Source organism: Arthrobacter sp. TE26545 (assembly GCF_056279005.1).
Window position 1 is genome coordinate 3270193 of the sequence record NZ_JBWBQM010000001.1, and the last position, 22262, is coordinate 3292454.

Consider the following 22262-nt stretch of genomic DNA (forward strand, 5'->3'; position numbering starts at 1 on the left):
CGGGCGGGAGGCCCCGCCCGGAACGGTTCGCGATCCTGCCCCTAGTCTTGTTCTTCCCCCCGGTTCTGGGAAGGAGGCGGGGCAGGGCAGGCCCCGCGCCGGCTAGACGCCGAGCAGGGTGTTGATGGGGCCGCGCGCAAAGTAGACCAGGAAGCCCACGGTGACCACCCACATGAGCGGATGGACCTTCCGGGCCCGGCCGGAGGCGGCGCTCACAACGGCGTAGGAGACGAATCCGACGCCGATGCCGTTGGCGATCGAGTAGCTCAGCGGCATCGTGACAATGGTCAGGAAGGAGGGCAGCGCCACCGAGAACTTGGTGAAGTTGATCTCCCGGATCTGGGCCATCATCATCGCGCCGACCACCACGAGGGCCGCGGCGGCAACCTCGATGGGGACTACGGAGGTCAGCGGGGTGAAGAACATCGAACCCAGGAACAGCACGCCGGTGACCACCGAGGCCAGGCCCGTGCGGGCGCCTTCGCCGATGCCTGCGGCGGAATCGATGTATACCGTGTTGGACGAACCGGAGGTGGCCCCGCCCATCACGGCCCCCATGCCTTCGACGATGAAGGCCGACTTCAGCCGGGGGAACGTGCCGTCCTTGTACGCCACGCCGGAGCTCTTGGCCAGGCCCGTCATGGTGCCCATGGCGTCGAAGAAGTTGGTGAACACGAGGGTGAACACCAGCATGGTCGCCGCCAAGCCACCAATCCGTGCGAAGGAGCCGAAGAGATCGAACTGGCCCACGAGGCCCAGGTCCGGAAGGGCCACCAGTTGCCCGGAGAGCACCGGGGTGTTCAGGTGCCAGCCGCCGGGGTTGTCCTTGCCGCCGGGGCCGATGTGCATGACGGCTTCCACGACGGCGGCCAGCACCGTGGTGGCCACGATCCCGATCAGCAGCCCGCCCTGGATCTTGCGCGCCACCAGGATGCCCATGACCAGCAGGCCCGCGATGAACACCAGCGTGGGAATGGTGCTGATGGATCCGTCGGTGCCCAGCTGCACCGGCGGTCCACCGGCTGTGCGCTGGATGAAGCCGGAGTCCACGAAGCCGATGAAGGCGATGAAGAGCCCGATGCCCACCGTGATGGCGGCCTTGAGTTCCTTCGGCACGGCCTTGAAAATCGCGGTCCGTGCCCCGGTGATGCCGAAGAGCACGATCAGGATGCCGTTGATGACCACCAGGCCCATGGCTTCGGGCCAGGTCACCTCGTGGATCACGGCCACAGCCAGGAAGGAGTTGATGCCCAGGCCCGCGGCGAGGCCGAACGGGAGGTTCGCGATGAGCCCGAAGACAATGGTCATGACGCCGGCCGTGAGCCCGGTGACGGCACCCACCTGTGCTGCAGGCAGCCAGCCACCGGCGACGTCGGCGGGGGCGTTTGCTGCCGAGAACCCGCCCAGGATCAGGGGGTTGAGGATGACGATGTAGGCCATCGTGAAGAAGGTGACCACGCCGCCGCGGAACTCGCGGGCCAGCGTGGAGCCACGCTTGGTGATCTGGAAGAAGGCATCCAGGAAGGAGGTGGGCGGCGCCGGGTTGGGGACCGGCGTCGGGTTGGCCGCCTTGGCGGCTTTCTTGGCGGCCTTGGCAGCCGCTTGCTTTTCCGCGGAGTTGTCCAGGATTGTCATTTCAGACACCGGGTCCTAGTAGTCGATCCTGGAATCGAGGGTGTTCCAGGTATTGAACGGCTGGAGGATATCCGGGGCGCCCTGGGCGAGGTCGAGTTTCCGGACCGGCATGAGCTGGTCACGGTCATCGTTCTCGAAGTACTCGTAGAAGACGGCGTCGTCGAAACCGACGGAGGCAGCATCGTGCCTGTCCGCAGCGAACACGACGTTCCCGATGCGTGCCCAGAGGGCCGAGGCCAGGCACATGGGGCATGGTTCGCAGCTGGTGTAGAGGGTGGCGCCGCTGAGATCGAAGGTTCCGAGCTCGCGGCAGGCGTTGCGGATGGCGGTGACTTCAGCGTGGGCCGTGGGATCGTTGCTGGCGGTGACGCGGTTGACGCCTTCGAAGGCCCTGCCGTCCGCGGTGACGATGACGGCGCCGAAGGGCCCGCCGCTGTTCAGGACGTTGGCAGTTGCCAATTCGATGGAGGTGGCCAGGAACTTTTCGGCCGTGACGGTTGTACTCATTGTGCGACTTCCTTTTGCTGAGGAAGCGCTGGTGACCGGGAAACACCTTGGGGGACAGAACTGTGCTGCGGTTACCAGGCTTCAGCATTTGCGATGAAGGTTGAGTTGCGCCTGGTAGATAGCTTCCCGGGATCCGGGTGCCCGCCTTTGGCAGTTAGAGATTAGCACCGCGTTGTGAGCCGCGCCATAGGTTTCTGGAAATTTAATTTCGTCATGTGAAATCTGTGTTTCGTGGGGTTCACGACCGGCCACATTGACCCCGATCGCAGCCGACCGTACGCTGGCGCCATACCTGGATCAGCAGACAGGGCCTAACTGAGCTGGCTAGCATTCCGCAAACAGCCAAAGGAGGCCCTCATGGCCAATGTCCCGCCCGGAATCCCTGCTCCCTCCGGAGCTGCCGCAACCGGCGCCCCTGCCGCGCCCAGGCTTTGGATCAAGAATCCCCTCGCCGCGTTCACCGCGAACGGCCTCGACGCCGGCGGCGGGCTGGTGGTCAGCGACGGAAGAATCGCCGAGCTCGTGCCCGCCGGCGGGCAGCCGTCCGCTCCGTGCGATGAGGCCTTCGACGCCGGCCTGCACGTCCTGCTGCCGGGCCTGGTCAACACGCACCACCACTTCTACCAGACCCTCACCCGCGCCTGGGGGCCGGTGGCCAACGCGCCCCTGTTCCCCTGGCTGCAGAACCTCTACCCCGTCTGGGCGCGGCTGACCCCCGAAAGCCTGGAACCCGCCGTCGAGGTGGCCCTTGCCGAGCTGCTGCTCTCCGGCTGCACCACCTCGGCGGACCACCACTACCTGTTCCCGGCCGGCGTGCAGGACGCCATCGACATCGAAGCCGCCGTGGTGCGGCGGATGGGCATGCGGGCAACCCTCACCCGCGGTTCCATGACCCTGGGCGAGGACGACGGCGGGCTGCCGCCGCGGTCCACCGTCCAGCGCCCGGACGCGATCCTGGCCGACAGTGAACGGCTGATCCGCGAATACCACGAGCCCGGGGAGGGCGCCGTGATCCAGATTGCGCTGGCTCCGTGTTCGCCGTTCTCGGTCACCAAGGAGATCATGGTCGAGAGCGCGGCCCTGGCCGAGAAGGGCGGCGTCCGCCTGCACACGCATCTGGCCGAGACCCTCGATGAGGAGGACTTCTGCCGTGAGATGTTCGGCCTGCGCACCGTGGACTACCTGGAGAGCGTCGGCTGGCTGGGCAGCCGCACCTGGCTGGGCCACGGCATCCATTTCGACGACGGCGAGATCGCCCGGCTGGGAGCCGCGGGCACCGCCGTCGCGCACTGCCCGACGTCGAACATGCGGCTCGCGTCCGGCACCGCACGTGTGCTGGAACTCGAGGACGCCGGGGTCCCGGTGGGCTTGGGCGTGGACGGATCGGCCTCCAACGACGCCTCGAACATGATCCTCGAGGCCAGGCAGGCACTGTACCTGCAGCGGCTGCGCTACGGCGCGGACGTTCCGGTGGAGCGGGCCCTCGGGTGGGCGACGCGGGGATCGGCGGCAGTGCTGGGCCGCTCGGACATCGGGCAGCTGGCGCCGGGGCTGCAGGCGGACCTGGCCATGTTCACACTGGACGAACTGCGGTTCTCCGGCAGCCATGATCCGGTAGCCGCACTGCTGCTGTGCGGCGCGGACCGGGCCGACCGCGTGATGGTGGGCGGCAGGTGGCGGGTGATTGACGGCGCTATACCGGAGCTGGACGTACCTGAGCTGATGGCAAGGCACTCAGCGGCGGCGCGGAAGCTCATTGCCGGCTAGGGTGTGACTCCGAAAGCGGTGAGCCAGATGATGCTTCAGCGCAGACGAGCCACTGCGGCCAGGTTTCCCTTGGCCCGATAGCAGCGCGCAGCTTCCGCAAGAGCGGCGTCACCCCTGGCACGGTCGCCGCGGGCGGAGCATACGCCGGCCACGGTACGGTGCACGTCGCCGCGCAGGTTCGGCATCTCGGCCGGCGCCCAGCGAAGTGCCTCGAGGGCAAGGTCAAGTGCCCTGTCCGGGTCTCTCGAGGCCGCGACCATCGCGGACGCCGCTGCCGAGAGGGCCTGTGCCTCGACACCCTCGGCAGGTGCGGTCGCGGTTGCCAGTGCGGCCAGCTCGGCAGCCTCGTCGAGGCGCTCCATCTCGTGCAGTAGCAGCGAGAGCCGGGCAGCAGCTGCCGGCAGGTTTTCCCGCTCGCCGGTACGTCTGGCATTGTCGAGCCAGGTCCGCAGGGCCGCCTCGGCGGTGTGGAGGTTGCCGGCGAGGAGCTCGGCCGCTCCGCGGGCCGCGGCCACGAACATGAGGAGGCGCGGCGCGTGCAGGGTTTCCTGCACAGCCCGCTGGGCTCGGTCGAGCAGCTCCCGGCCCTCGTCGAAGCGGCGCTCCATTGCGCGCAGGACGCCCGCGTGGATCAGCAATCCGGGGTGCTCAATACCCGGCAGAGCGATGGCCTCGATCTCGGACAGGCACTGGCGAGCCGGTACCGGACCGTTGGCGAGCACCTCTGCGAGCATCCAGCGGTTCGCCATTTGTTCCCGAATGCTGTCCGCCCGGTCTGCGAGCTCGATATTAGCCCGGAAAGCCCGCTCCGCCTCGATGAGGCGGCCCTGCCTCACCTGGACACAGGCTTCCAGAAAGACCGCGCGGCAGCGGCCGCCGTCGTCGTCGCGTGCGGAAAAAAATGACTCCGCCTCGGCGGCTTCCCGCTCGATCGACGACAACGGCACCGGATCCGGACCGACGATGAACTGGATGCGGGCGTGCTCGAGCCGGGCCGCCCGTGCGGCAGCCTCGTCGCCCGCGTCGGCGGCACGCTGGGCCAACTCGAGCAGAAGCTGCTGTGCCTCTGCGAACCGGCCGAGCACGAGATCGACCTCGGCGAGGCCCTGGGTGAGCGTCGCACGCGCAGAGTCGTCGCTGGCCATCATTGCCCGCGCCCGGGACAGGAGGTTCTGGGCCGCGGTCTGATCGGATCTGGCGACGGCGCGTTCTCCTGCGCGGGAAAGGTGCGCAACCGCCTGGGCCGCCAGGGCATCGTCGCCGGCGCCGATGGTTCGAAGGCTGAGTACCGCCTGCTCCAGGTGGTAGCCCACGATCTCGTCGAGCTCGGGTGGCTGCTGCGGCGCCTCGTCCACGAGCCATTCGGCGTAGCGTCGATGCAGCGCGGCGCGGTCCGGGTGCGTCATGGAGCGGTAGGCCGCGAGGCGGATAAGCACGTGTCCGAAGCGGACCACGCTATTGTTCCCGCTCGTCAACAGGCGCCGGCGCTCGAGAGTGGAGAGATGCCGCTCGACGTAGGCCTTAGCGCCGTCCGGTAACAGCGCCGCCAGCGCGTCGCGACTACAGTCGTCACCGACCACCGCCGCGACTCTTAGCAGGTCCCGCTCGCCGGGACCGAGCCGGTCCAGACGCGCCGCGAGGAGAGCCCGGAGTGACGCCGGGAGTGCGTCAAGGTCCGCCTCCTCCTGCGCCGCGAGGAGTTGTTCGGCGAACAGCGGATTCCCGCGGGCGCGGTCGACTATGGCCGTGACGGCCTCATCGTCGATCCCGGGTGCGCGGCCCCGCAGCAACACCGCCACGTCATCGGCGGGAAGCGGCTCAAGAAATAGCGCGTCGGTCCACTCGGGGCGTTGGTCCAGCAGTTCGGGGCGCCCGAGACAGAGCACGAACAGCCGGCCTTTCCCGGAGCCGACGGCCTGGTCGATCAGGTCGAGCAGTGTCGGCTCGGCCCAGTGCAGGTCGTCGAGCACCAGCAGGAGAGGTTGCCTGGCGGAGAGTGCATCCAGCAGCCGCACCGTTGCACGCAACATGGCGGGCACATTGTCCGTACCTGCGGCCAGACCCAGACCGGTGGCCACTACCGCGGAGTCCTCTGGCACAAGCTCGGCCAGCGCCGGCCACCCACGGTCGCCGGCCGCGTCGAGGAGAGCCTCGCGGAGCGGCAGGAACGTGATGCCTTCGCCGTACGACGCACAGCGCCCCCAGGCGACCAAGGCTCTGCCATTGACGCTGTCGGCGAAGGCTGCGGCGAGCCGGGTCTTGCCGACGCCGGCCTCGCCCACCACCGTGAAGCGCCTCGGCACACCGGCCCGGCCGGCCGCCTGGAATGCAGCACGGATCCTGACCAACTCCTCCGCCCGTCCCACGATCGCGGAGTCAAAGCGGAGCCTGCCGTGAGAGTCGTCCATCATCCCGATGACCCGCCACGCTGCGGACGCACCTGGCACGGGTACTGCAACGGCCGCGCCGCGAACGAGCTGCAGGGTGCGCGGGCCCACGACGACGTCACTGTCGCGTACGAGTCGCTGGAGCCGGAATGCGGAGGTGACCGCCGGGCCCGACACCATGTCCGCAAGCGACCCGCCCGATCCACTGACCACGATGTCGCCGGTCTCGACGACGACCCGCGCGGCATGGCGAACGAGCGGCTCGTCGACAGTCGCGACCCGGTCGCAGACCTCGACGGCGGCACGCACCGCTCGCACGGCGTCGTCCTCGTGCGCCACCGGAAACCCGAAGAACGCGACCATCAGGCCACCCACGACCTGCTCCACGCGTGCGCCATAAGTGTGCAGCACCGCAGCGGCAACCTCGTTGGCACGCGCACCGGCTGCAGCCAGGGCTTCGGCGTCCATGGCGTCGTCCGCCGCAGGCACGATCTCGAGACCGACCACCGTGACCATGCGGCGCTCGTGAGGCAGCCAGCCCTCGGTCAGGGCCCGTGTCGGGGGCAGCCCCCTGAGTGAGGGGTCCTGGCGGAGCACCGCGGCCTCGATCTCGCGCAGATCGGGACCGGGCTCGATGCCCAGCTCGTCCACGAGCAGGTCCCGGGCGGCACGGTACGCCGCGAGTGCATCGGCCTGGCGACCCGCATGGTAAAGGGCGAGCATCTGCAGGCCACGCAGTCGCTCCCGGAAGGGGTGCTCGGCGACGAGTTGGTCGAGCTCGGTGACCAAGCCGTGCTCCCGGCCGATCTCGAGGTCTGCCTCGATGCGCGCCTCGAGCGCGGACAGCCTCAATTCTTCCAAGGCGGCGATGGTGCCCTGGGCGAACGGATGGAAAGTGAAGTCGACTAGTGCCGGGCCGCGCCAGAGCGCCAGTGCCTTCGCGAGGAGTCTGGAGCGCGGCTCCGCCGGCTGGCCGGCGGCCTGGTCGAGGAGCTGCTTGAAGCGGCCGGCGTCAACGTCCCCCGGATCAATTGCCAGCCGGTAGCCGCTTCCCTGGGTGACCAACAGCGACGGGCGTCCGGGGGCTTCGCGGTCAGGCTCGAGCAGCTTGCGCAGTTTCAAGACATGCATCTGCACGACAGTGTTCGCGGTGGGAGGGGGCTGCTCGCCCCACAGCTCGTCGACAAGACGCCCGGAAGGGACGGCGTCGTCCGCATGCAGGACCAGCATCGCGAGGAGGGCACGGGCGCGTCCGCCCGGTACGTCGAGGCGCCGGGTCCCTTCGCGAACCTCCATCGGCCCGAGGATGCGGAATTCCACCGACAGCCGCCTTCGCCAGATTCTCCCGTGCACCAATTTAGCACCGCCGGATCCCGGCCGGATCCGGCTTTAGCGAGGCGTTAGCGGCAGGGCAGAGCATGGAGAAAAGCCCATAGAGGACACCCAACAAGAAAGCAAAGGAGAGACACCATGACCGGAACATTCGCATACGTCGGCAATTGGACGATCAAGGAAGGCAGGGTCGAGGAAGCGAGGAAGTACCTGGCTGAGCACACCGAGTTTGTCGAGATCAACGAGCCGCGGCTCATTTCGTTCAACTTCTACATCGACGAGGACACCCGCCGCGTAACCTGCGTCCAGGTCCACCCGGATGCAGACTCGATGGCGACCCACATGGAGCTGATCAGCAAGCACCTCTCAGGTGGCGTGGATTGGATGGACACGACCGAGCTCGAGCAGTATTACGGCGAGAAGTCGCCGCGGCTCGCCGAACTCCTGGAGCCATGGTCCGACCCGCACGTCCCCGAGCGATACCTTCCGGAACACCTGGCGGGCTTCACCCGCAGCACGGTCCGTTAAGGAGGGGTGATGATCAGCTTTGAGAGCAGCGAATGGATCGACCGGCCCGCTGAGGAAGTGTTCGCTTTCGTGTCCGACATACGCAACGACCCGCAGTGGCACACCGACATCCTCGAGGCGGAGTACGCAGGGCCGGGATCGACCACGGCCGGCGCCACTTTCCGGACCCGGTTCAAACCGTTCATGGGGCTGTCCGAAGGGACGGGCACCGTCACTGTGTACGAGCCCCCGCGCCGGGTCGTGCTCACATCGCAGATCGGCAAGTTCGAGCCGGTCCTAACGCTCACCGTGGAGCCCGACGGCGCCGGCTCGCGGATCACCCGTCGTCTCGACATGGAGCCACACGGGATGCTGAGGATCATGGCGCCGTTTACCGGCGGGATGATGCGCAGGCGCAACGCGGGCTTTCTCACCAACCTCAAGAGGGTTCTCGAGACCGCCGGCCATTGAGCCCCGCACTTGCTAGCCACTGGCGCGGACTCCGCAGCAGATGGAAAAGCGGGCGGCACCTCCCCAGATGCCGCCCGCTTCATGGCTCTGTTGCGCAGAGTCCTTACGTCTCCCGAAGGCAGGACTTCAGGGACGTTGCCGGCCGAACACCGGGAGCGCACGGAGCCAGCGGGAAAATCCGCTGGAGGTACGGTCGCAGTCGGCCGGAATGTAGAAGTCCGGGTCCGTGGAGCCGAACGGCAGGTACAGCTCCTGGCCGGGGGCCGGGAAATCCACGACGTTCTTGTTCTCCTGCTGGTCCATCTGTTCCTCCTCATTCGTAGTCCATAAATTTTCCGTACTTCATTTTCCGTACGTAATTTTCCGTAGTTCGGAAAACTTTTATTGTTATGTGGAAAGCGTAGGCAGCTTCCCCTGCCGCGTCAAGAGCCGTCCGCGGCCTGCGATGTCCCGTCCGGTCATATTCGGAAAGTTGCAGGCGATCGCGTGACCCCCTTCACAAGACCGGAATCCCGCGCTAGTCTTTTCAGCAACTCGTGACTCAGGTCACGAAACCTGGGAGCAGCAGGCAGGGTCGTAATGAGCTGGCATTAATGGATGCTGGCTCTTTTTTGTTGCCGGCGTCCGCCATAACAGGCGCCGCACGGCGCACGACACCACGGTGGACGGGCCCCGCCCACCAGGAAAGTTGAGACAGACCATGAGCAGCAAGATCGTCCTCGGCAAGAACCAGTACGGCAAGGCGGAAAACCGCGTCGTCAAAATCACCCGCGACACCGACCGCCACGAGATCGAAGACCTCAACGTTACTTCCCAGCTGCGCGGCGACTTCAGCGCTGCCCATTTCGAGGGCGACAACGGCCGGGTGGTTCCCACCGACACCCAGAAGAACACGGTCTATGCCTTCGCCCGCGACGGCATCGGCTCCCCGGAACAGTTCCTGCTCCGCCTGGCGGACCACTTCACCGGCGAATTCGACTGGGTGACCGGCGGCCGCTGGGAAGCCGAACAGTATGCCTGGGAGCGCATCATCGCCAACGGCAAGGAGCACAACCACTCCTTCGTCCGCAAGGGCCAGGAAGTTCGCAATGCCGTGGTGGTCCGCGAAGGCAATTCCACCTACGTCATCTCCGGCCTGAGCGACCTCACGGTGCTGAAGTCCACCCAGTCCGGCTTCGAGGGCTACCCGAAGGACAAGTACACCACCCTGCAGGAAACTTCGGACCGCATCCTGGCCACCGCTGTTTCTGCCCGCTGGCGCTACAACAACGACGCCGTCGCAGAAGGCAGGATCGACTACAACGCCGCGTACGAATCCGTGAAGGCGCTCCTGCTGGAAGGCTTCTCCGAGCAGTACTCCAAGGCCCTGCAGGAGACCCTGTACCAGATGGCCCAGAAGGTCCTGGACGCCCACCCTGAGATCGACGAGCTCCGCTTCTCCACCCCCAACAAGCACCACTTCGTGGTGGACCTGAGCCCCTTCGGCCTGGACAACCCGAACGAAGTGTTCTTCGCGGCGGACCGCCCGTACGGGCTCATCGAAGCCAACTTCGAGCGCGACCTGATCTCCGATCCGGGCAACGCCTGGGACGGCATCGCCGGCTTCTGCTAAACCTTTCTCCGTTTCCGGGTTGGCCGGCGCCAGGGCTGAACAGCACCTGGTTCCGGCCACCCCGGCCTCAGCCATACCCAAAAGACCCCAGGCCATAGCCAAAAGCCGTTCTTCGGCTCGGATTGTTAGCCAGACATATCAGCCAGATCAAGGTGTCTGCCCCAAATCAGGAAGTCTGCCATGAACACCAAGAAGAAAACCCGTCCCGCAGGGAGCCCCAGCACCCGGCCCGAAGACCAACGCCTTTCCATCGGCAGCTCCTTCGCCTACGGATTCCAGCACGTCCTGACCATGTACGGCGGAATCATCGCCCCGCCCCTCATCATTGGCGCGGCCGCCGGAATGTCCTCGCAGGACATCGGCCTGCTGATCGCCGCCTGTCTCTTCGTCGGCGGGCTCGCCACCATCCTCCAGACCGTGGGCATCCCCTTCTTCGGCTCTCAGCTGCCCCTCGTCCAGGGCGTCTCCTTTGCCGGCGTGTCCACGATGGTGGCGATCGTCAACGGCGGCGGCGGCATCCAGGCGGTCTTCGGCTCGGTCATCGTGGCCTCGCTGATCGGCCTGGCCATCACTCCCCTGTTCGCGAAGATCATCAGATTCTTCCCGCCGGTGGTCACCGGCACGGTGATCGCGACGATCGGCCTGACCCTGATGCCGGTGGCAGCCAACTGGGCGATGGGCGGAAACGCCAAGGCCGACAACTACGGCAGCGTGGCGAACATCGGCCTCGCCGCCGCCACCACCGCCGTTGTGCTGCTGCTGAGCAAGGTGGGCAACGCCGCGATCTCGCGGCTGTCGATCCTGCTGGCCATGATCATCGGCACCGTCATCGCAGCCGTCACGGGCATGGCTGACTTTTCCAAGGTGGGCCAGGGCGACATCGTCGCCTTCCCCACCCCCTTCGCCTTCGGCATGCCCACCTTCGAAATCGCGTCGATCGTCTCGATGCTGATCGTCATCCTGGTCACGCTGACCGAAACCTCGGCGGACATCATCGCCGTCGGTGAAATCGTTGACACCAAGGTGGACTCCAAGCGCATCGGCAACGGCCTGCGCGCGGACATGCTCTCCAGCGCCATTTCGCCGATCTTCAACTCCTTCACGCAGAGCGCCTTCGCCCAGAACGTCGGGCTCGTGGCGATCACCGGCGTCAAGAGCCGCTTCGTGGTCAGCGCCGGCGGCCTCATCCTGGTAATCCTCGGCCTCCTGCCCGTCCTCGGCCGGGTGGTCGCGGCGGTCCCGACCCCCGTACTTGGCGGGGCCGGCGTCGTGCTCTTCGGCACCGTGGCAGCCAGCGGCATCCGTACCCTGGCCAAGGTGGAATACCGCAACAACATGAACCTGATCGTGGTGGCGGCATCCATCGGCTTCGGCATGATCCCGATCGCCGCCCCCAAGTTCTACGACCACTTCCCGTCCTGGTTCTCCACGATCTTCCACTCCGGCATCAGCTCCGCGGCCGTGATGGCCATCCTGCTGAACGTGCTCTTCAACCACTTCAAGAAGGGCAACTCCGACAACCAGTCGGTGTTCGTGGCCGGTACGGCACGCGTGGTAACCGAAGCCGACCTCGCCTGCCTGGCGCACGGCGACCGTTTCGAAAACGGCAAACTGATCGATGCCGACGGCAACGAGGTCCCCATCAAAACATCCGCCGACCACTAAGAAGGAGGTTTCAACGACGAAGCTTCAGTATTGAATGGTAAGAGCCGCCGGACACCAGCGTGTCCGGCGGCTCGCTTCGTGAGACGGTTGTTTCATGAGGATCGACGAGCGCATCGGGCGGCATTACCCCGAGCTGGGGCCGCAGGAACAGAAGGCGGCTGACACCCTCCTGGACCATCTGGGCGATCTCGCCATGTACAACGCCGCCGAACTCTCCCGCCTCAGCGGAGTTTCCAAGGCGACCATGAGCCGGCTGTTCCGCCGGCTCGGCTTCGCGGACTTCAACGAGGTCAAGGAGCACACCCGGACCCTGCGCGCCACCGGGGTCCCCGTGGCCGCCCATGAAGAGGGCGACCTCGCCGCGCACCTGGCCCATGAGCTGGAGAACCTGCGCCGCGCCTTCGAACAGCTCGACGCCGGCCAGCTCACCGCTGCCGCGGAGGCGCTGGCCTCCGCCAGGCAGCTGCTGCTGATCGGCTTCCGCAACAGCTTTCCGCTCGCGCTGCACCTGCGCCAGCAGTTGCTGCAATGCCGCGCGAGCGTGGCCGCCGCCCCGCAGCCGGGCCAAAGCATCGGTGAGGAACTGGCCGGGTACGGAACGGACGACGTCGTCCTGCTGCTGGGATTCCGACGGCGGCCGGCGGCCTTCGCGGCCGTCCTCGAGGCGGCTGCCGCAGGCGGCGCCACCACGGTGCTGATCGGCGATCCAAGCGCCCGCCGCTTTGCGTCCCAGGCGGACATCTGGCTTGAATGCCCGGTGGACAGCGTGTCGGCCTTCGACAGCTACGCCTCGGCCATGAGCCTCATGAGCGTGCTCGCCAACGGGGTGCTCGCGGTGCGCGCGAAAGCCGGCCGGGACCGGATCCGGGAGGCGACAGGCATCTTCAGCGCCCTGGGCGAACTGGAGTCCTGAACCGCGGCGATCCCGTAATACACAAGGTCTTCTTCAGGCAGAAACAGCGGTGTAACATCCGTTCCACAAACTTGGGTTTATGAAACGGTCGGTCCGGCCGTGAACCTACCCCTGAGGAGCAACATGGCTGAACTTGTGACCGCGGCCGGCACCGACGCCGGCGCCGTCAAGCCCGGGTATGACCACCGCCTCGCCAACAAGGACCTCGTCCCGCTGGAGAAGCAGGGCTGGGGCGCCTACAACATCTTCGCCTTCTGGATGTCCGACGTGCACAGCGTGGGCGGCTACGTCACCGCCGGCAGCCTCTTCGCCCTGGGAATTGCGAGCTGGCAGGTGCTCCTGTCGCTGATCATCGGCATCGTGATCGTGCAGGTGTTCACCAACCTGGTGGCCAAGCCGAGCCAGAAGACCGGCGTCCCCTACCCCGTGATCAACCGCGCGATCTTCGGCGTCAAGGGCGCGAACATCCCGGCGGTCATCCGCGGCCTTATCGCCATCGCCTGGTACGGCGTGCAGACCTTCCTGGCCGCCGAGTCGCTGAACATCATCTTCTTGAAGTTCATCCCCGCCACCCACGCCCTCGCCACTGAGTACTCCTTCCTGGGCCTGTCAGCCCTCGGCTGGATCTCCTATGCGATCCTCTGGGTGGCGCAGGCCGCGGTGTTCTGGAACGGCATGGAAACCATCCGCAAGTTCATCGACTTCGCCGGCCCCGCCGTCTACGTCGTCATGATCGTCCTGGCCATCTACCTGGTGTCCCAGGCGGGCTGGGACAAGATCAGCCTGGACCTCTCCGTGGGCGAACCGCTGGACTTCTGGTCCTCCATCCCGGTGATGCTCAGCGCGATCGCGATCGTGGTGTCCTACTTCTCCGGCCCCATGCTGAACTTCGGCGATTTCGCCCGCTACGGCAGCTCGTTCAAGGCAGTCAAGAAGGGCAACCTACTCGGCCTGCCGGTCAACTTCCTGTTCTTCTCGCTGCTGACCGTCATCACGGCGTCGGCCACCGTTCCGGTCTTCGGCGAGCTCCTCACGGACCCCATCCACACCGTGGAGCGGATCGACACCCCGTTCGCCATCCTGCTGGGCGGCCTGACCTTCGTCACCGCCACCGTGGGCATCAACATCGTGGCCAACTTCATCTCGCCGGCCTTCGATTTCTCCAACGTCGCCCCGCACCGGATCAGCTGGCGCACGGGCGGCATGATCGCCGCCGTCGGCTCCGTGATCCTGCTCCCGTGGAACTGGTACAGCAACGCCACGGCCATCCACTACTCGCTGGGCATCCTGGGCGCACTCATCGGCCCGCTGTTCGGCATCCTGATCGCCGGGTACTACCTGGTCAGCCGGCAGAAGGTCTGGGTGGACGAGATGTACACCATGGATCCGGCCGGCAAATACTGGTTCAGGAACGGCTACAACCCCAATGCCATCAAGGCGGTGGCCATCAGCGGCGCCGTGTCCATCGCCTCGGTCATCATTCCCAAGCTGCTCCTCGACACCGGCGCCACCGGCGTGGATGCCACCTGGCTGGGCAACTACAGCTGGTTCATCGGCTGCGGCCTGGGCCTGGTGGTCTTCCGCCGGCTCGAGAAGAGCTCGCCGATGATCAACATCGACCACGACGGCGGCGAGGTCAACGACGGAGCCCTCCCCGAGGCCTAGGCAAATGGCCGAGCGTACAGCTGGGGCCCCGGATCCGCGGATTCCAGGGCCCCAACTGTACGTTCGCGCCGGGTTAGCTGCGCTTAGGTGCTCAGTTCCGGTTCAGCTCCACGGAAATCGCCTGGGCCGCTTCGCGAAGCATGGGCACGGCACGCTCGCCGAAGCCCTGGTCCACGCGGGTGACCGGACCGGAGACGGAGATGGCCGTGGGCGTCGGAGCATTGGGAACGGCCATGGCGAAGCACCGCACTCCGAGCTCCTGCTCTTCTTCGTCGATCGAGTAGCCGCGTTCCCGGATGAGCTTGAGGTCATGCAGCAGCGCATCGATGTCGCCGATGCTCTTCGCGGTGGGCGTGGGCATACCCGTGCGGGCCACGATCCCGCGGACCACCTCGTCATCCAGTTGCGCCAGGATCGCCTTGCCGACGCCGGTGTCATGGGTGTGGGCGCGGCGGCCCACCTCGGTGAACATGCGCATGGAGTGCGGCGAGGGAACCTGTGCGACGTAAATGACCATGTCCGAATCCAGCACGGCCATGTTCGAGGTTTCACCCAGGCGGTCCACCAGCGACTTCAGCTGCGGACGCGCCAGTGCGCCGAGTTGCTTGTTGGCGCCGTCGCCAAGCCGGATCAGCCGCGGCCCCAGGGCGTAGCGGCGGTTGGGAAGCTGCCGGATATAGCCCAGCGCCACGAGGGTACGCAGCAGGCGGTGGATGGTGGGCAGCGGAAGATCGGTCGACGACGACAGTTCGCTGAGCGTAACGTCACCGCCGGCATCCGTGATCAGTTCCAGCAGTTCGAAGACGCGCTCGACGGACTGCACGCCTCCCGAGGGCTTTTCAGCCATTCCGTTGTCTCCTATGGCTCGGAATCCGACAACTCTTATCCGCATCGTGAAAAAAGTTGTTTAGGTTTTCAAGATACCGCACCAAAGCCCCCTGCGGTCACCTTCAGTAGAAAGCTTGTGTTTCCACTTTGTAGATAATAATATCCATAATACGAAAACACTAGCGAGGCACACCGGTCCGTAAGGACCCGCAACAGGAGGACATTCAATGGCGAACCCGGGCCCCGGAAACTCAATCACCTTGCGCGTCGCCGCACCGTCGAGCTTCACTGCCACCAGTGAGATCGCAGCGGCCGTCGCGGCCGCCGGCGCAGCCGTCACCGCACTGGACGTCACCGAGTCCCACCACGACACGATCGTCGTCGACGTTACGTGCAACACCACCGGCGAGGAGCACGCCGACGAGGTCAAGAAGGCCCTGAACGCGCTCGACGGCGTCACGGTCCAGCACGTCTCGGACCGTACCTTCCTCATGCACCTGGGCGGCAAGCTCGAAGTGGTCCCGAAGGTGCCGCTGCGCAACCGCGACGATCTGTCCCGCGCCTACACCCCCGGCGTCGCACGCGTCTGCCTGGCCATCGCCGAGGATCCGTCCGCGGCCCGCAACCTGACGGTCAAGCGCAACACGGTCGCCGTCGTCACCGATGGCTCCGCCGTGCTGGGCCTGGGCAACATCGGACCCGCCGCCGCCCTGCCGGTCATGGAGGGCAAGGCCGCCCTCTTCAAGCAGTTCGCCAACGTGGATGCCTGGCCGGTCTGCCTGGACACCCAGGACACCGAGGAAATCATCCGCACCGTCAAGCTCCTGGCTCCCGTCTTCGGCGGTGTGAACCTCGAGGACATCGCCGCTCCCCGCTGCTTCGAAATCGAGGCACGCCTGCGCGAAGAACTCGACATCCCCGTCTTCCACGACGACCAGCACGGCACCGCCATCGTCACCCTCGCAGCGCTCGTCAACGCCCTGCGCGTAGTGGACAAGAAGATCGCAGACGTCAAGATCGTCGTCTCCGGCGTGGGCGCCGCCGGTTCCGCCATCATCCAGCTCCTCAAGGCCCAGGGCGCCCAGCACATCGTGGCCGCCGGCCGCTCCGGCGCCATCCACCACGGCGAGAGCTACAACGATCAGCACCGCACCTGGATCGCGGAAAACACCAACGAAGAGGGATTCTCCGGCACCCTCCACGAAGCCCTCGTGGGTGCGGACGTGTTCATCGGCGTCTCCGCACCGAACATCCTGGGCGAAGCGCAGATCGCGTCCATGGCCGAGGACGCCATCGTCTTCGCCATGGCCAACCCCACCCCCGAGGTGGACCCGACCATCGCTTCCAAGCACGCCGCCGTCGTGGCCACCGGCCGCAGCGACTTCCCGAACCAGATCAACAATGTCCTGGCCTTCCCGGGCCTGTTCCGCGGCCTCCTGGACGCCGGGGCGAGCGACATCACCCCGGACATGCTGGTGGCCGCCGCCGAGGCCATCGCCAAGCGCGTCGCTGACGATGAGCTCAATGCGAGCTACATTATTCCCAGCATTTTCGACCCGCACGTGACGGCCGACGTCGCAACCGCCGTTGCGAACGCAGCACACGCCGCCGCCCAGTCCACTGCCGCCGTTCCGGCCGGCGCCCACTAGGAAGGACCCGCTCCATGGCTCTTACCGTCACCGATCCCCAGCCGATCGAACGTGCCGAAGAAATCCTGACCCCCAAGGCCCTGGCCTTCGTCGAGGAACTCCACAAGCGCTTCGCGGGCACCCGTTCGGAGCTCCTCGCAGCCCGCGCGGCCAAGCGCGAAGAGGTTGCCCGCACCGGCAAGCTCGATTTCCTTCCCGAGACGAAGGAAATCCGCGACGGCGACTGGAAGGTCGCCGAAGCCCCGGCCGCGCTGCAGGACCGCCGCGTCGAAATGACCGGCCCGGCTTCCCCCGCCAAGATGGCCATCAACGCCCTCAACTCGGGCGCCAAAGTGTGGCTCGCGGACCTTGAAGACGCCAGCACCCCCACCTGGGCCAACGTCATCGACGCCATCCTGAACCTGCGTGACGCCGCCGCCGGCACCCTGGCCTACACCTCTCCGGAGGGCAAGGAATACCGCCTGCGCACGGATGCCCCGCTGGCCGTCGTCGTCACCCGCCCCCGCGGCTGGCACATGGACGAGCGCCACCTGCTCCTCGACGGCGCACCCACCGTGGGCGCGCTGGTGGACTTCGGCCTGCACTTCTTCCACACGGCCAAGCAGCTGCTCCTCAACGGCCACGGCCCGTTCTACTACCTGCCCAAGATGGAGAGCTACCTCGAGGCCCGCCTCTGGAACGACATCTTCGTCTTCGCCCAGGACTACATCGGCATCCCGCAGGGCAGCATCCGCGGCACCATGCTGATCGAAACCATCCCGGCTGCCTTCCAGATGGAAGAGTTCCTCTACGAGTTGCGCGACCACGCCTCCGGCCTGAACGCCGGCCGCTGGGACTACCTGTTCAGCATCGTGAAGTACTTCCGCGATGCCGGCGAGTCCTTCATCCTGCCGGACCGCGCCTCCGTGGTCATGACCGCGCCGTTCATGCGCGCCTACACCGAACTGCTGGTCAAGACCTGCCACAAGCGGGGCGCCTTCGCGATGGGCGGCATGGCCGCCGTCATCCCGAACCGCCGCGAACCGGAAGTCACCGCCCAGGCCTTCGAAAAGGTCCGGGCGGACAAGACCCGCGAGGCGAACGACGGCTTCGACGGTTCCTGGGTTGCGCACCCGGACCTGGTCTCCACCTGTCAGGAAGTGTTCGACTCCGTGCTCGGCGACAAGCCGAACCAGCTCGACAAGCAGCGCCCGGAGGTTTCCGTCACCGCCGAGCAGCTCCTGGACGTGCCGTCCGCCGGCGGCGAGGTCACCGAGGCGGGCATGCGCCTGAACCTCTACGTCGCCGTCGCCTACACCGCGGTGTGGCTCTCGGGCAGCGGCGCCGTCGCCATCCACAACCTCATGGAGGACGCCGCGACGGCGGAAATCTCCCGTTCGCAGGTGTGGCAGCAGATCCGCAACAAGTCCGTCCTGGCGGACACCGGGAACACTGTCACCCGTGAGCTCGTCACCAGGATCCTGGGTGAAGAGACCGAACGTCTGCGCGGCGAAGTGGATGCGGAATCATTCGCCAAGTACTACGAGCCGGCCAGCCGCCTGATCGCGGACATCTGCCTCTCCGAGGACTACACGGACTTCCTCACCACCCCCGCCTACGAGCTGGTGTAGGGATGGCCGCACATTCACTCAGCGCGGCGGATCTCGCCGCCATCGATTCCAGGCTGGCCGCCACGGACCAGCTGCTGGAACGCAACTACCCAGGCGACAGCGGTAGCCGCCAGCCCGTGCACACCGTGTACGTGCCCGCGGACCGTTTCACGCCGTCGCTCGCCTCCGAATGGGGCGCCCAGGCGCTCGCGACGGCGGAGGAGCACGGCGGTCTCGAGAAGCTCGGCGCGCTGCTGGGCCAGGAGCCCGGGCTGGCGGCCGCCGTCGCCGGCCGGGTCGCGGCCAAGCTGCGCAGCGAGCCCATCGAGGACCTGCGCCTGGACTTCGAGGACGGCTACGGCGACCGCGGCGACGAGGCTGAGGACGTGGCCGCAGTCGCGGCGGCGCAGGCCGTCAGCGAGGCCGTGGCCGGTGGTTCGGCCCCGCCGTTCATCGGCATCCGCTTCAAGTGCTTCGAGGCGCCCACCCGGGCCCGCGGCCTGAAGACGCTGGACCTCTTCGTTTCCACCCTGGCATCGGCGGGCGAACTGCCCGAAGGCCTGGTGCTGACTCTGCCCAAGGTCACCACGGTGGCCCAGGTCGAGGCCATGGACTTCGCGGTCTCCCGCCTGGAGGAGATCCACTCGCTGCCGGCCGGCCGGCTGCGCTTCGAGGTCCAAGTCGAAACCCCGCAGCTGATCCTCGGCCCGGAAGGCACTTCGCCGGTGGCCCAACTGCCGCACGCGGTTCCCGGACGCATCAGCGGCCTGCACTACGGCACCTACGACTACTCCGCGTCACTGCAGATCGCGGCCGAGTACCAGTCCATGGAGCACCCCGTGGCCGACTTCGCCAAGGAAGTCATGCAGCTGGCCGTGGCGGGCACCGGCATCCGCCTGTCCGATGGCTCCACCAACATCATCCCCGTGGGTGACAACGTGGAGAACGCCTGGAAGCTGCACGGCCGCCTGGTCCGCCGTTCCCTGGAGCGCGGCTACTACCAGGGCTGGGACCTGCACGCCAACCAGCTGCCCAGCCGCTTCGCCGCCACCTACGCCTTCTACCGCGAAGGCCTGCCGGCAGCGGCGGCACGGCTGCGGAACTACGTCGAACGCACCGAGGGCGGCGTCATGGACGAGCCGGCGACCGCACGCGCGCTGGCGGCGTTCATCCTGCGAGGCGTCCAGTGCGGCGCGGTCGGTACCGAAGAAGTCCTGGCGCTTGCCGGCGTCGAACTCCCCCGCCTGACCGTCCTGGCACACCCGCGACTCGCCACCACTTCGAAGTAAAGGACTCACCATGGGCAACTACTACTACCCCGCGGGTGGCCTGCCGCCGCAGACCCACCTCACCACCGAGCGCGCGATCGTCACCGAGGCGTACACGGTGATCCCCAAGGGTGTGCTGACGGACATCGTGACGAGCCTCCTGCCGGGCTTCAGCAAGACCCGCTCCTGGATCATCGCCCGCCCGATCTCCGGCTTTGCCACCACGTTCTCGCAGCTCATCGTCGAGGTGGCGCCGGGCGGCGGTGCGCCGAAGGCAGAGTTCGAGGCCGGCGTCGAAGGCGTGATCTTCGTGGTCAAGGGCACCCTGAACCTGGACCTCAAGGGCGAGAAGCACATCATGGAAGAGGGCGGCTACGCCTACCTCGCCGCCGGCGACGAATGGGGCGTGGAGAACACCTCGGACGACATCGCCACCTTCCACTGGATCCGCAAGGCCTACGACCGCCTGGAAGGCTACGAGGCGAAGTCCTTCGTCACCAACGAGAAGGACGTGGAAGCCACCGCGATGCCGGACACCGACGGCGTCTGGAAGACCCAGCGCTTCGTCCCCTCCGACGACCTGGCGCACGACATGCAGGTCAACATCGTGACCTTCCAGCCCGGCGGCGTGATCCCGTTCCCGGAGACCCACGTCATGGAGCACGGCCTGTACGTCCTGGAAGGCAAGGCCATGTACCTGCTCAACAAGGACTGGGTTGAGGTGGAGGCCGGCGACTACATGTGGCTGCGCGCCTTCTGCCCGCAGGCCTGCTATGCCAGCGGCCCGGGCCAGTTCCGCTACCTGCTGTACAAGGACCAGAACCGCCAGATCAAGCTCACCGGCGCACCGCTGCCGGGCTAGGCGTTCAGGGCTTCTGCCGCCGGATCCATCTCGATGGATCCGGCGGTTCCCGGTTTAACCGGTCCTGCGGCGTTATTGGGTCCTGCGGCCGAGCCGGTGCCCGGCCCAGAAGGCCAGGAGCAGCAGCCCGACGACGGCGATCAGGTATCCGTTTTGCGTCATTGGTCCAACAAGGGCAGCACCGCTGGTGCTGAACGGGTTATTGGCCAGCGGGGCGTAGGCAACCCAGCCAAACTCGAGGGGCTGGGTACTGCCGATCAATGCGGTCACCACGCCCGCGACCACCACCAGCGTTCCCAGCAAAGGTACGACGACGGCCATCGCCTTCCCCTTGTTTCCCGCCTTGACCGGTTCTTCCGGATTGTTCTGATCCCCCAAAGATTCCATGCCGGCCAGCGTAGCAGCGGGGCCGTCGGGCAGTCTTGAACGCGCGAGGTCGCTGGAGCGCTGCGAAGTCACCGCAACGTCCCAGCGACCCAGCAGCGCTCCCGCGACCAGGCTGAAAGGCCCCTACTTCCCGGGCCTCCCGCGATCCGGTAGTCCGGCACCGGAGCCACAGGGCGGGCAACGTCACCCTGCTAGGGTTCCGTGCATGGATGAAAATTTGGGGAACGACGGCGGTGCTCCTGTCGGGCGGGACCCTCGCCCGGGTTTCTGAAGCGGCGCGGATCGCGCGGGCGCTCGCTCCGTCAATCGTGGTGCTGGAGGACTGCGACCTGATCGCCGAGGACCGCAGTTTCGGCCACGGCCCGCAGCCCCTGCTCTTCGAGGTGCTGGACGCCATGGACGGCCTGGACAGTGATGCCGACGTCGCCTTCGTCCTCACCACCAACCGGGTGGACATGCTCGAACGTGCCCTGGCGCAACGGCCCGGACGCGTGGACCTGGCCGTCGAGATCCCGCTGCCCTCGGAACACGAACGCGAACGGCTCCTGGAGCTGTATTCCTCGGGCCTGGGCTTCTCAGGGGCCGCGCTCGAGGCCGCGTCGGCCCGCACCGCCGGGACCACGGCGTCGTTCGCCAAGGAACTGGTACGCCGCGCGGTGGTGGCCGCGGCACTGGCCGGAGCCGCGCCGTCGGATGCCCACTTGGAGGTCGCGGTTGAGCAGTTGATGGCGGACAGCGAAGCCCTCACGCGCAGTCTGCTGGGCAGCAACGGACAGCATCCCGACGGCGGCGCTCCTGCGGGACCCTTTCCGGGTCCCTCGCCGTTTCCTGCACCGTTTCCGGGTCCGGGAGTCCGTCCGGGGCCGCCCACCGGACCCTACACCTCGACCCTGACCATCGCCTCCCCGCCGGAGCCGGGCAACGAAACGTAGCCCGCTCAGGCCACGGAATCCTCCGGTGCGCCACCGGTCTCAGGCGGCGCCCAAGTGAGCTCGACCATGACGCCGTCGTTGTCCTCGTCGATCCTGAGCCGCAGTTCCTCCCCAAAGAGGAAGTCATGTTGAAGGTCCCGCCCGTCGATGCGCGCCGCCTCCGCGAGCTTGGTCATGGCCGAGGCCATCGCCCGGCCCCAGTCGTGCGGGTGCTTGCTGGACGCCTTTTCAAGGGCTGAATACCTGACCATGGTTTCAATTGTTCTCCGATGTGTCCCGTTCTGCC

General features: G+C 66.7%; 19 protein-coding genes. 12 read left to right on the forward strand and 7 right to left on the reverse strand.

The window, feature by feature from the left end; translation table 11 throughout:
• Positions 1–102 precede the first annotated feature (102 nt).
• Positions 103–1635, reverse strand: a complete 1533-nt coding sequence (locus ACZ9CK_RS14845) for an NCS2 family permease (RefSeq protein WP_476050911.1) — start codon at positions 1633–1635, stop codon at positions 103–105.
• Between the two features lie 15 nt (positions 1636–1650).
• The gene (locus tag ACZ9CK_RS14850) at positions 1651–2142 is read right to left on the reverse strand and encodes a nucleoside deaminase (RefSeq protein ID WP_426299752.1); all 492 of its coding nucleotides are present in this window, start codon (positions 2140–2142) and stop codon (positions 1651–1653) included.
• A 357-nt stretch (positions 2143–2499) separates the two neighbouring features.
• Here ACZ9CK_RS14850 and ACZ9CK_RS14855 point away from each other — a divergent pair, with 357 nt between their 5' ends.
• Positions 2500–3909 (forward strand): 8-oxoguanine deaminase, encoded by a 1410-nt coding sequence (locus ACZ9CK_RS14855; RefSeq protein WP_476050319.1) that lies wholly within the window; start codon positions 2500–2502, stop codon positions 3907–3909.
• Between the two features lie 35 nt (positions 3910–3944).
• Here ACZ9CK_RS14855 and ACZ9CK_RS14860 read toward each other — a convergent pair whose 3' ends face one another.
• A complete protein-coding gene (locus ACZ9CK_RS14860; protein WP_476050320.1) occupies positions 3945–7616 on the reverse strand; it encodes a BTAD domain-containing putative transcriptional regulator in 3672 nt (1223 codons plus the stop codon).
• Positions 7617–7766: 150 nt separating this feature from the next.
• Here ACZ9CK_RS14860 and ACZ9CK_RS14865 point away from each other — a divergent pair, with 150 nt between their 5' ends.
• Positions 7767–8156 (forward strand): hypothetical protein, encoded by a 390-nt coding sequence (locus ACZ9CK_RS14865; protein ID WP_426299758.1) that lies wholly within the window; start codon positions 7767–7769, stop codon positions 8154–8156.
• Positions 8157–8165: 9 nt separating this feature from the next.
• On the forward strand, positions 8166–8606 hold the full coding sequence (locus tag ACZ9CK_RS14870) for an SRPBCC family protein (protein WP_476050321.1): 441 nt from the start codon (positions 8166–8168) through the stop codon (positions 8604–8606).
• 126 nt (positions 8607–8732) lie between these two features.
• Here the strand turns inward: ACZ9CK_RS14870 and ACZ9CK_RS14875 are convergent, their stop codons facing one another.
• Positions 8733–8909 carry a hypothetical protein gene (locus tag ACZ9CK_RS14875; protein WP_426299762.1) on the reverse strand — a complete coding sequence of 59 codons (177 nt, stop codon included), beginning with the start codon at positions 8907–8909 and terminating at the stop codon, positions 8733–8735.
• Positions 8910–9306: 397 nt separating this feature from the next.
• Here ACZ9CK_RS14875 and pucL point away from each other — a divergent pair, with 397 nt between their 5' ends.
• The 4 genes from pucL to ACZ9CK_RS14895 all read left to right on the forward strand — a co-directional run bounded on the left by pucL (position 9307) and on the right by ACZ9CK_RS14895 (position 14461).
• Positions 9307–10218: a factor-independent urate hydroxylase gene (pucL, locus tag ACZ9CK_RS14880; RefSeq protein ID WP_476050322.1), complete on the forward strand. Its 912-nt coding sequence runs from the start codon at positions 9307–9309 to the stop codon at positions 10216–10218.
• A gap of 180 nt (positions 10219–10398) precedes the next feature.
• Entirely contained in the window at positions 10399–11883 is a 1485-nt protein-coding gene (locus ACZ9CK_RS14885; protein WP_476050323.1) for a nucleobase:cation symporter-2 family protein, read from the forward strand.
• 94 nt (positions 11884–11977) lie between these two features.
• On the forward strand, positions 11978–12796 hold the full coding sequence (locus tag ACZ9CK_RS14890) for a MurR/RpiR family transcriptional regulator (RefSeq protein ID WP_476050324.1): 819 nt from the start codon (positions 11978–11980) through the stop codon (positions 12794–12796).
• Positions 12797–12919: 123 nt separating this feature from the next.
• Positions 12920–14461 (forward strand): NCS1 family nucleobase:cation symporter-1, encoded by a 1542-nt coding sequence (locus ACZ9CK_RS14895; protein WP_426299770.1) that lies wholly within the window; start codon positions 12920–12922, stop codon positions 14459–14461.
• A 91-nt stretch (positions 14462–14552) separates the two neighbouring features.
• Here the strand turns inward: ACZ9CK_RS14895 and ACZ9CK_RS14900 are convergent, their stop codons facing one another.
• Positions 14553–15308 carry an IclR family transcriptional regulator gene (locus ACZ9CK_RS14900; protein ID WP_426299772.1) on the reverse strand — a complete coding sequence of 252 codons (756 nt, stop codon included), beginning with the start codon at positions 15306–15308 and terminating at the stop codon, positions 14553–14555.
• Positions 15309–15516: 208 nt separating this feature from the next.
• Here ACZ9CK_RS14900 and ACZ9CK_RS14905 point away from each other — a divergent pair, with 208 nt between their 5' ends.
• From ACZ9CK_RS14905 to ACZ9CK_RS14920, 4 genes are read left to right on the forward strand one after another with little or no spacing between them, the layout of a single operon-like run.
• Complete coding sequence (locus tag ACZ9CK_RS14905; RefSeq protein WP_426299774.1) at positions 15517–16938, forward strand: NAD-dependent malic enzyme; 1422 nt, start codon at positions 15517–15519, stop codon at positions 16936–16938.
• A gap of 14 nt (positions 16939–16952) precedes the next feature.
• The gene (aceB, locus tag ACZ9CK_RS14910; protein WP_476050325.1) at positions 16953–18548 is read left to right on the forward strand and encodes a malate synthase A; all 1596 of its coding nucleotides are present in this window, start codon (positions 16953–16955) and stop codon (positions 18546–18548) included.
• Between the two features lie 2 nt (positions 18549–18550).
• Positions 18551–19816, forward strand: coding sequence for a DUF6986 family protein (locus ACZ9CK_RS14915; RefSeq protein WP_426299778.1), 1266 nt, complete (start codon positions 18551–18553; stop codon positions 19814–19816).
• A gap of 10 nt (positions 19817–19826) precedes the next feature.
• A complete protein-coding gene (locus ACZ9CK_RS14920) occupies positions 19827–20657 on the forward strand; it encodes a bifunctional allantoicase/(S)-ureidoglycine aminohydrolase (RefSeq protein ID WP_426299780.1) in 831 nt (276 codons plus the stop codon).
• 72 nt (positions 20658–20729) lie between these two features.
• Here the strand turns inward: ACZ9CK_RS14920 and ACZ9CK_RS14925 are convergent, their stop codons facing one another.
• Positions 20730–21044 (reverse strand): hypothetical protein, encoded by a 315-nt coding sequence (locus tag ACZ9CK_RS14925; RefSeq protein WP_476050326.1) that lies wholly within the window; start codon positions 21042–21044, stop codon positions 20730–20732.
• Positions 21045–21253: 209 nt separating this feature from the next.
• On the opposite strand from ACZ9CK_RS14925, the gene ACZ9CK_RS14930 reads away from it, so the two are divergent.
• On the forward strand, positions 21254–21976 hold the full coding sequence (locus ACZ9CK_RS14930; protein ID WP_476050327.1) for an AAA family ATPase: 723 nt from the start codon (positions 21254–21256) through the stop codon (positions 21974–21976).
• Positions 21977–21981: 5 nt separating this feature from the next.
• Here the strand turns inward: ACZ9CK_RS14930 and ACZ9CK_RS14935 are convergent, their stop codons facing one another.
• Positions 21982–22227, reverse strand: a complete 246-nt coding sequence (locus ACZ9CK_RS14935) for a hypothetical protein (RefSeq protein WP_476050328.1) — start codon at positions 22225–22227, stop codon at positions 21982–21984.
• Between the last annotated feature and the right edge of the window lie 35 nt (positions 22228–22262).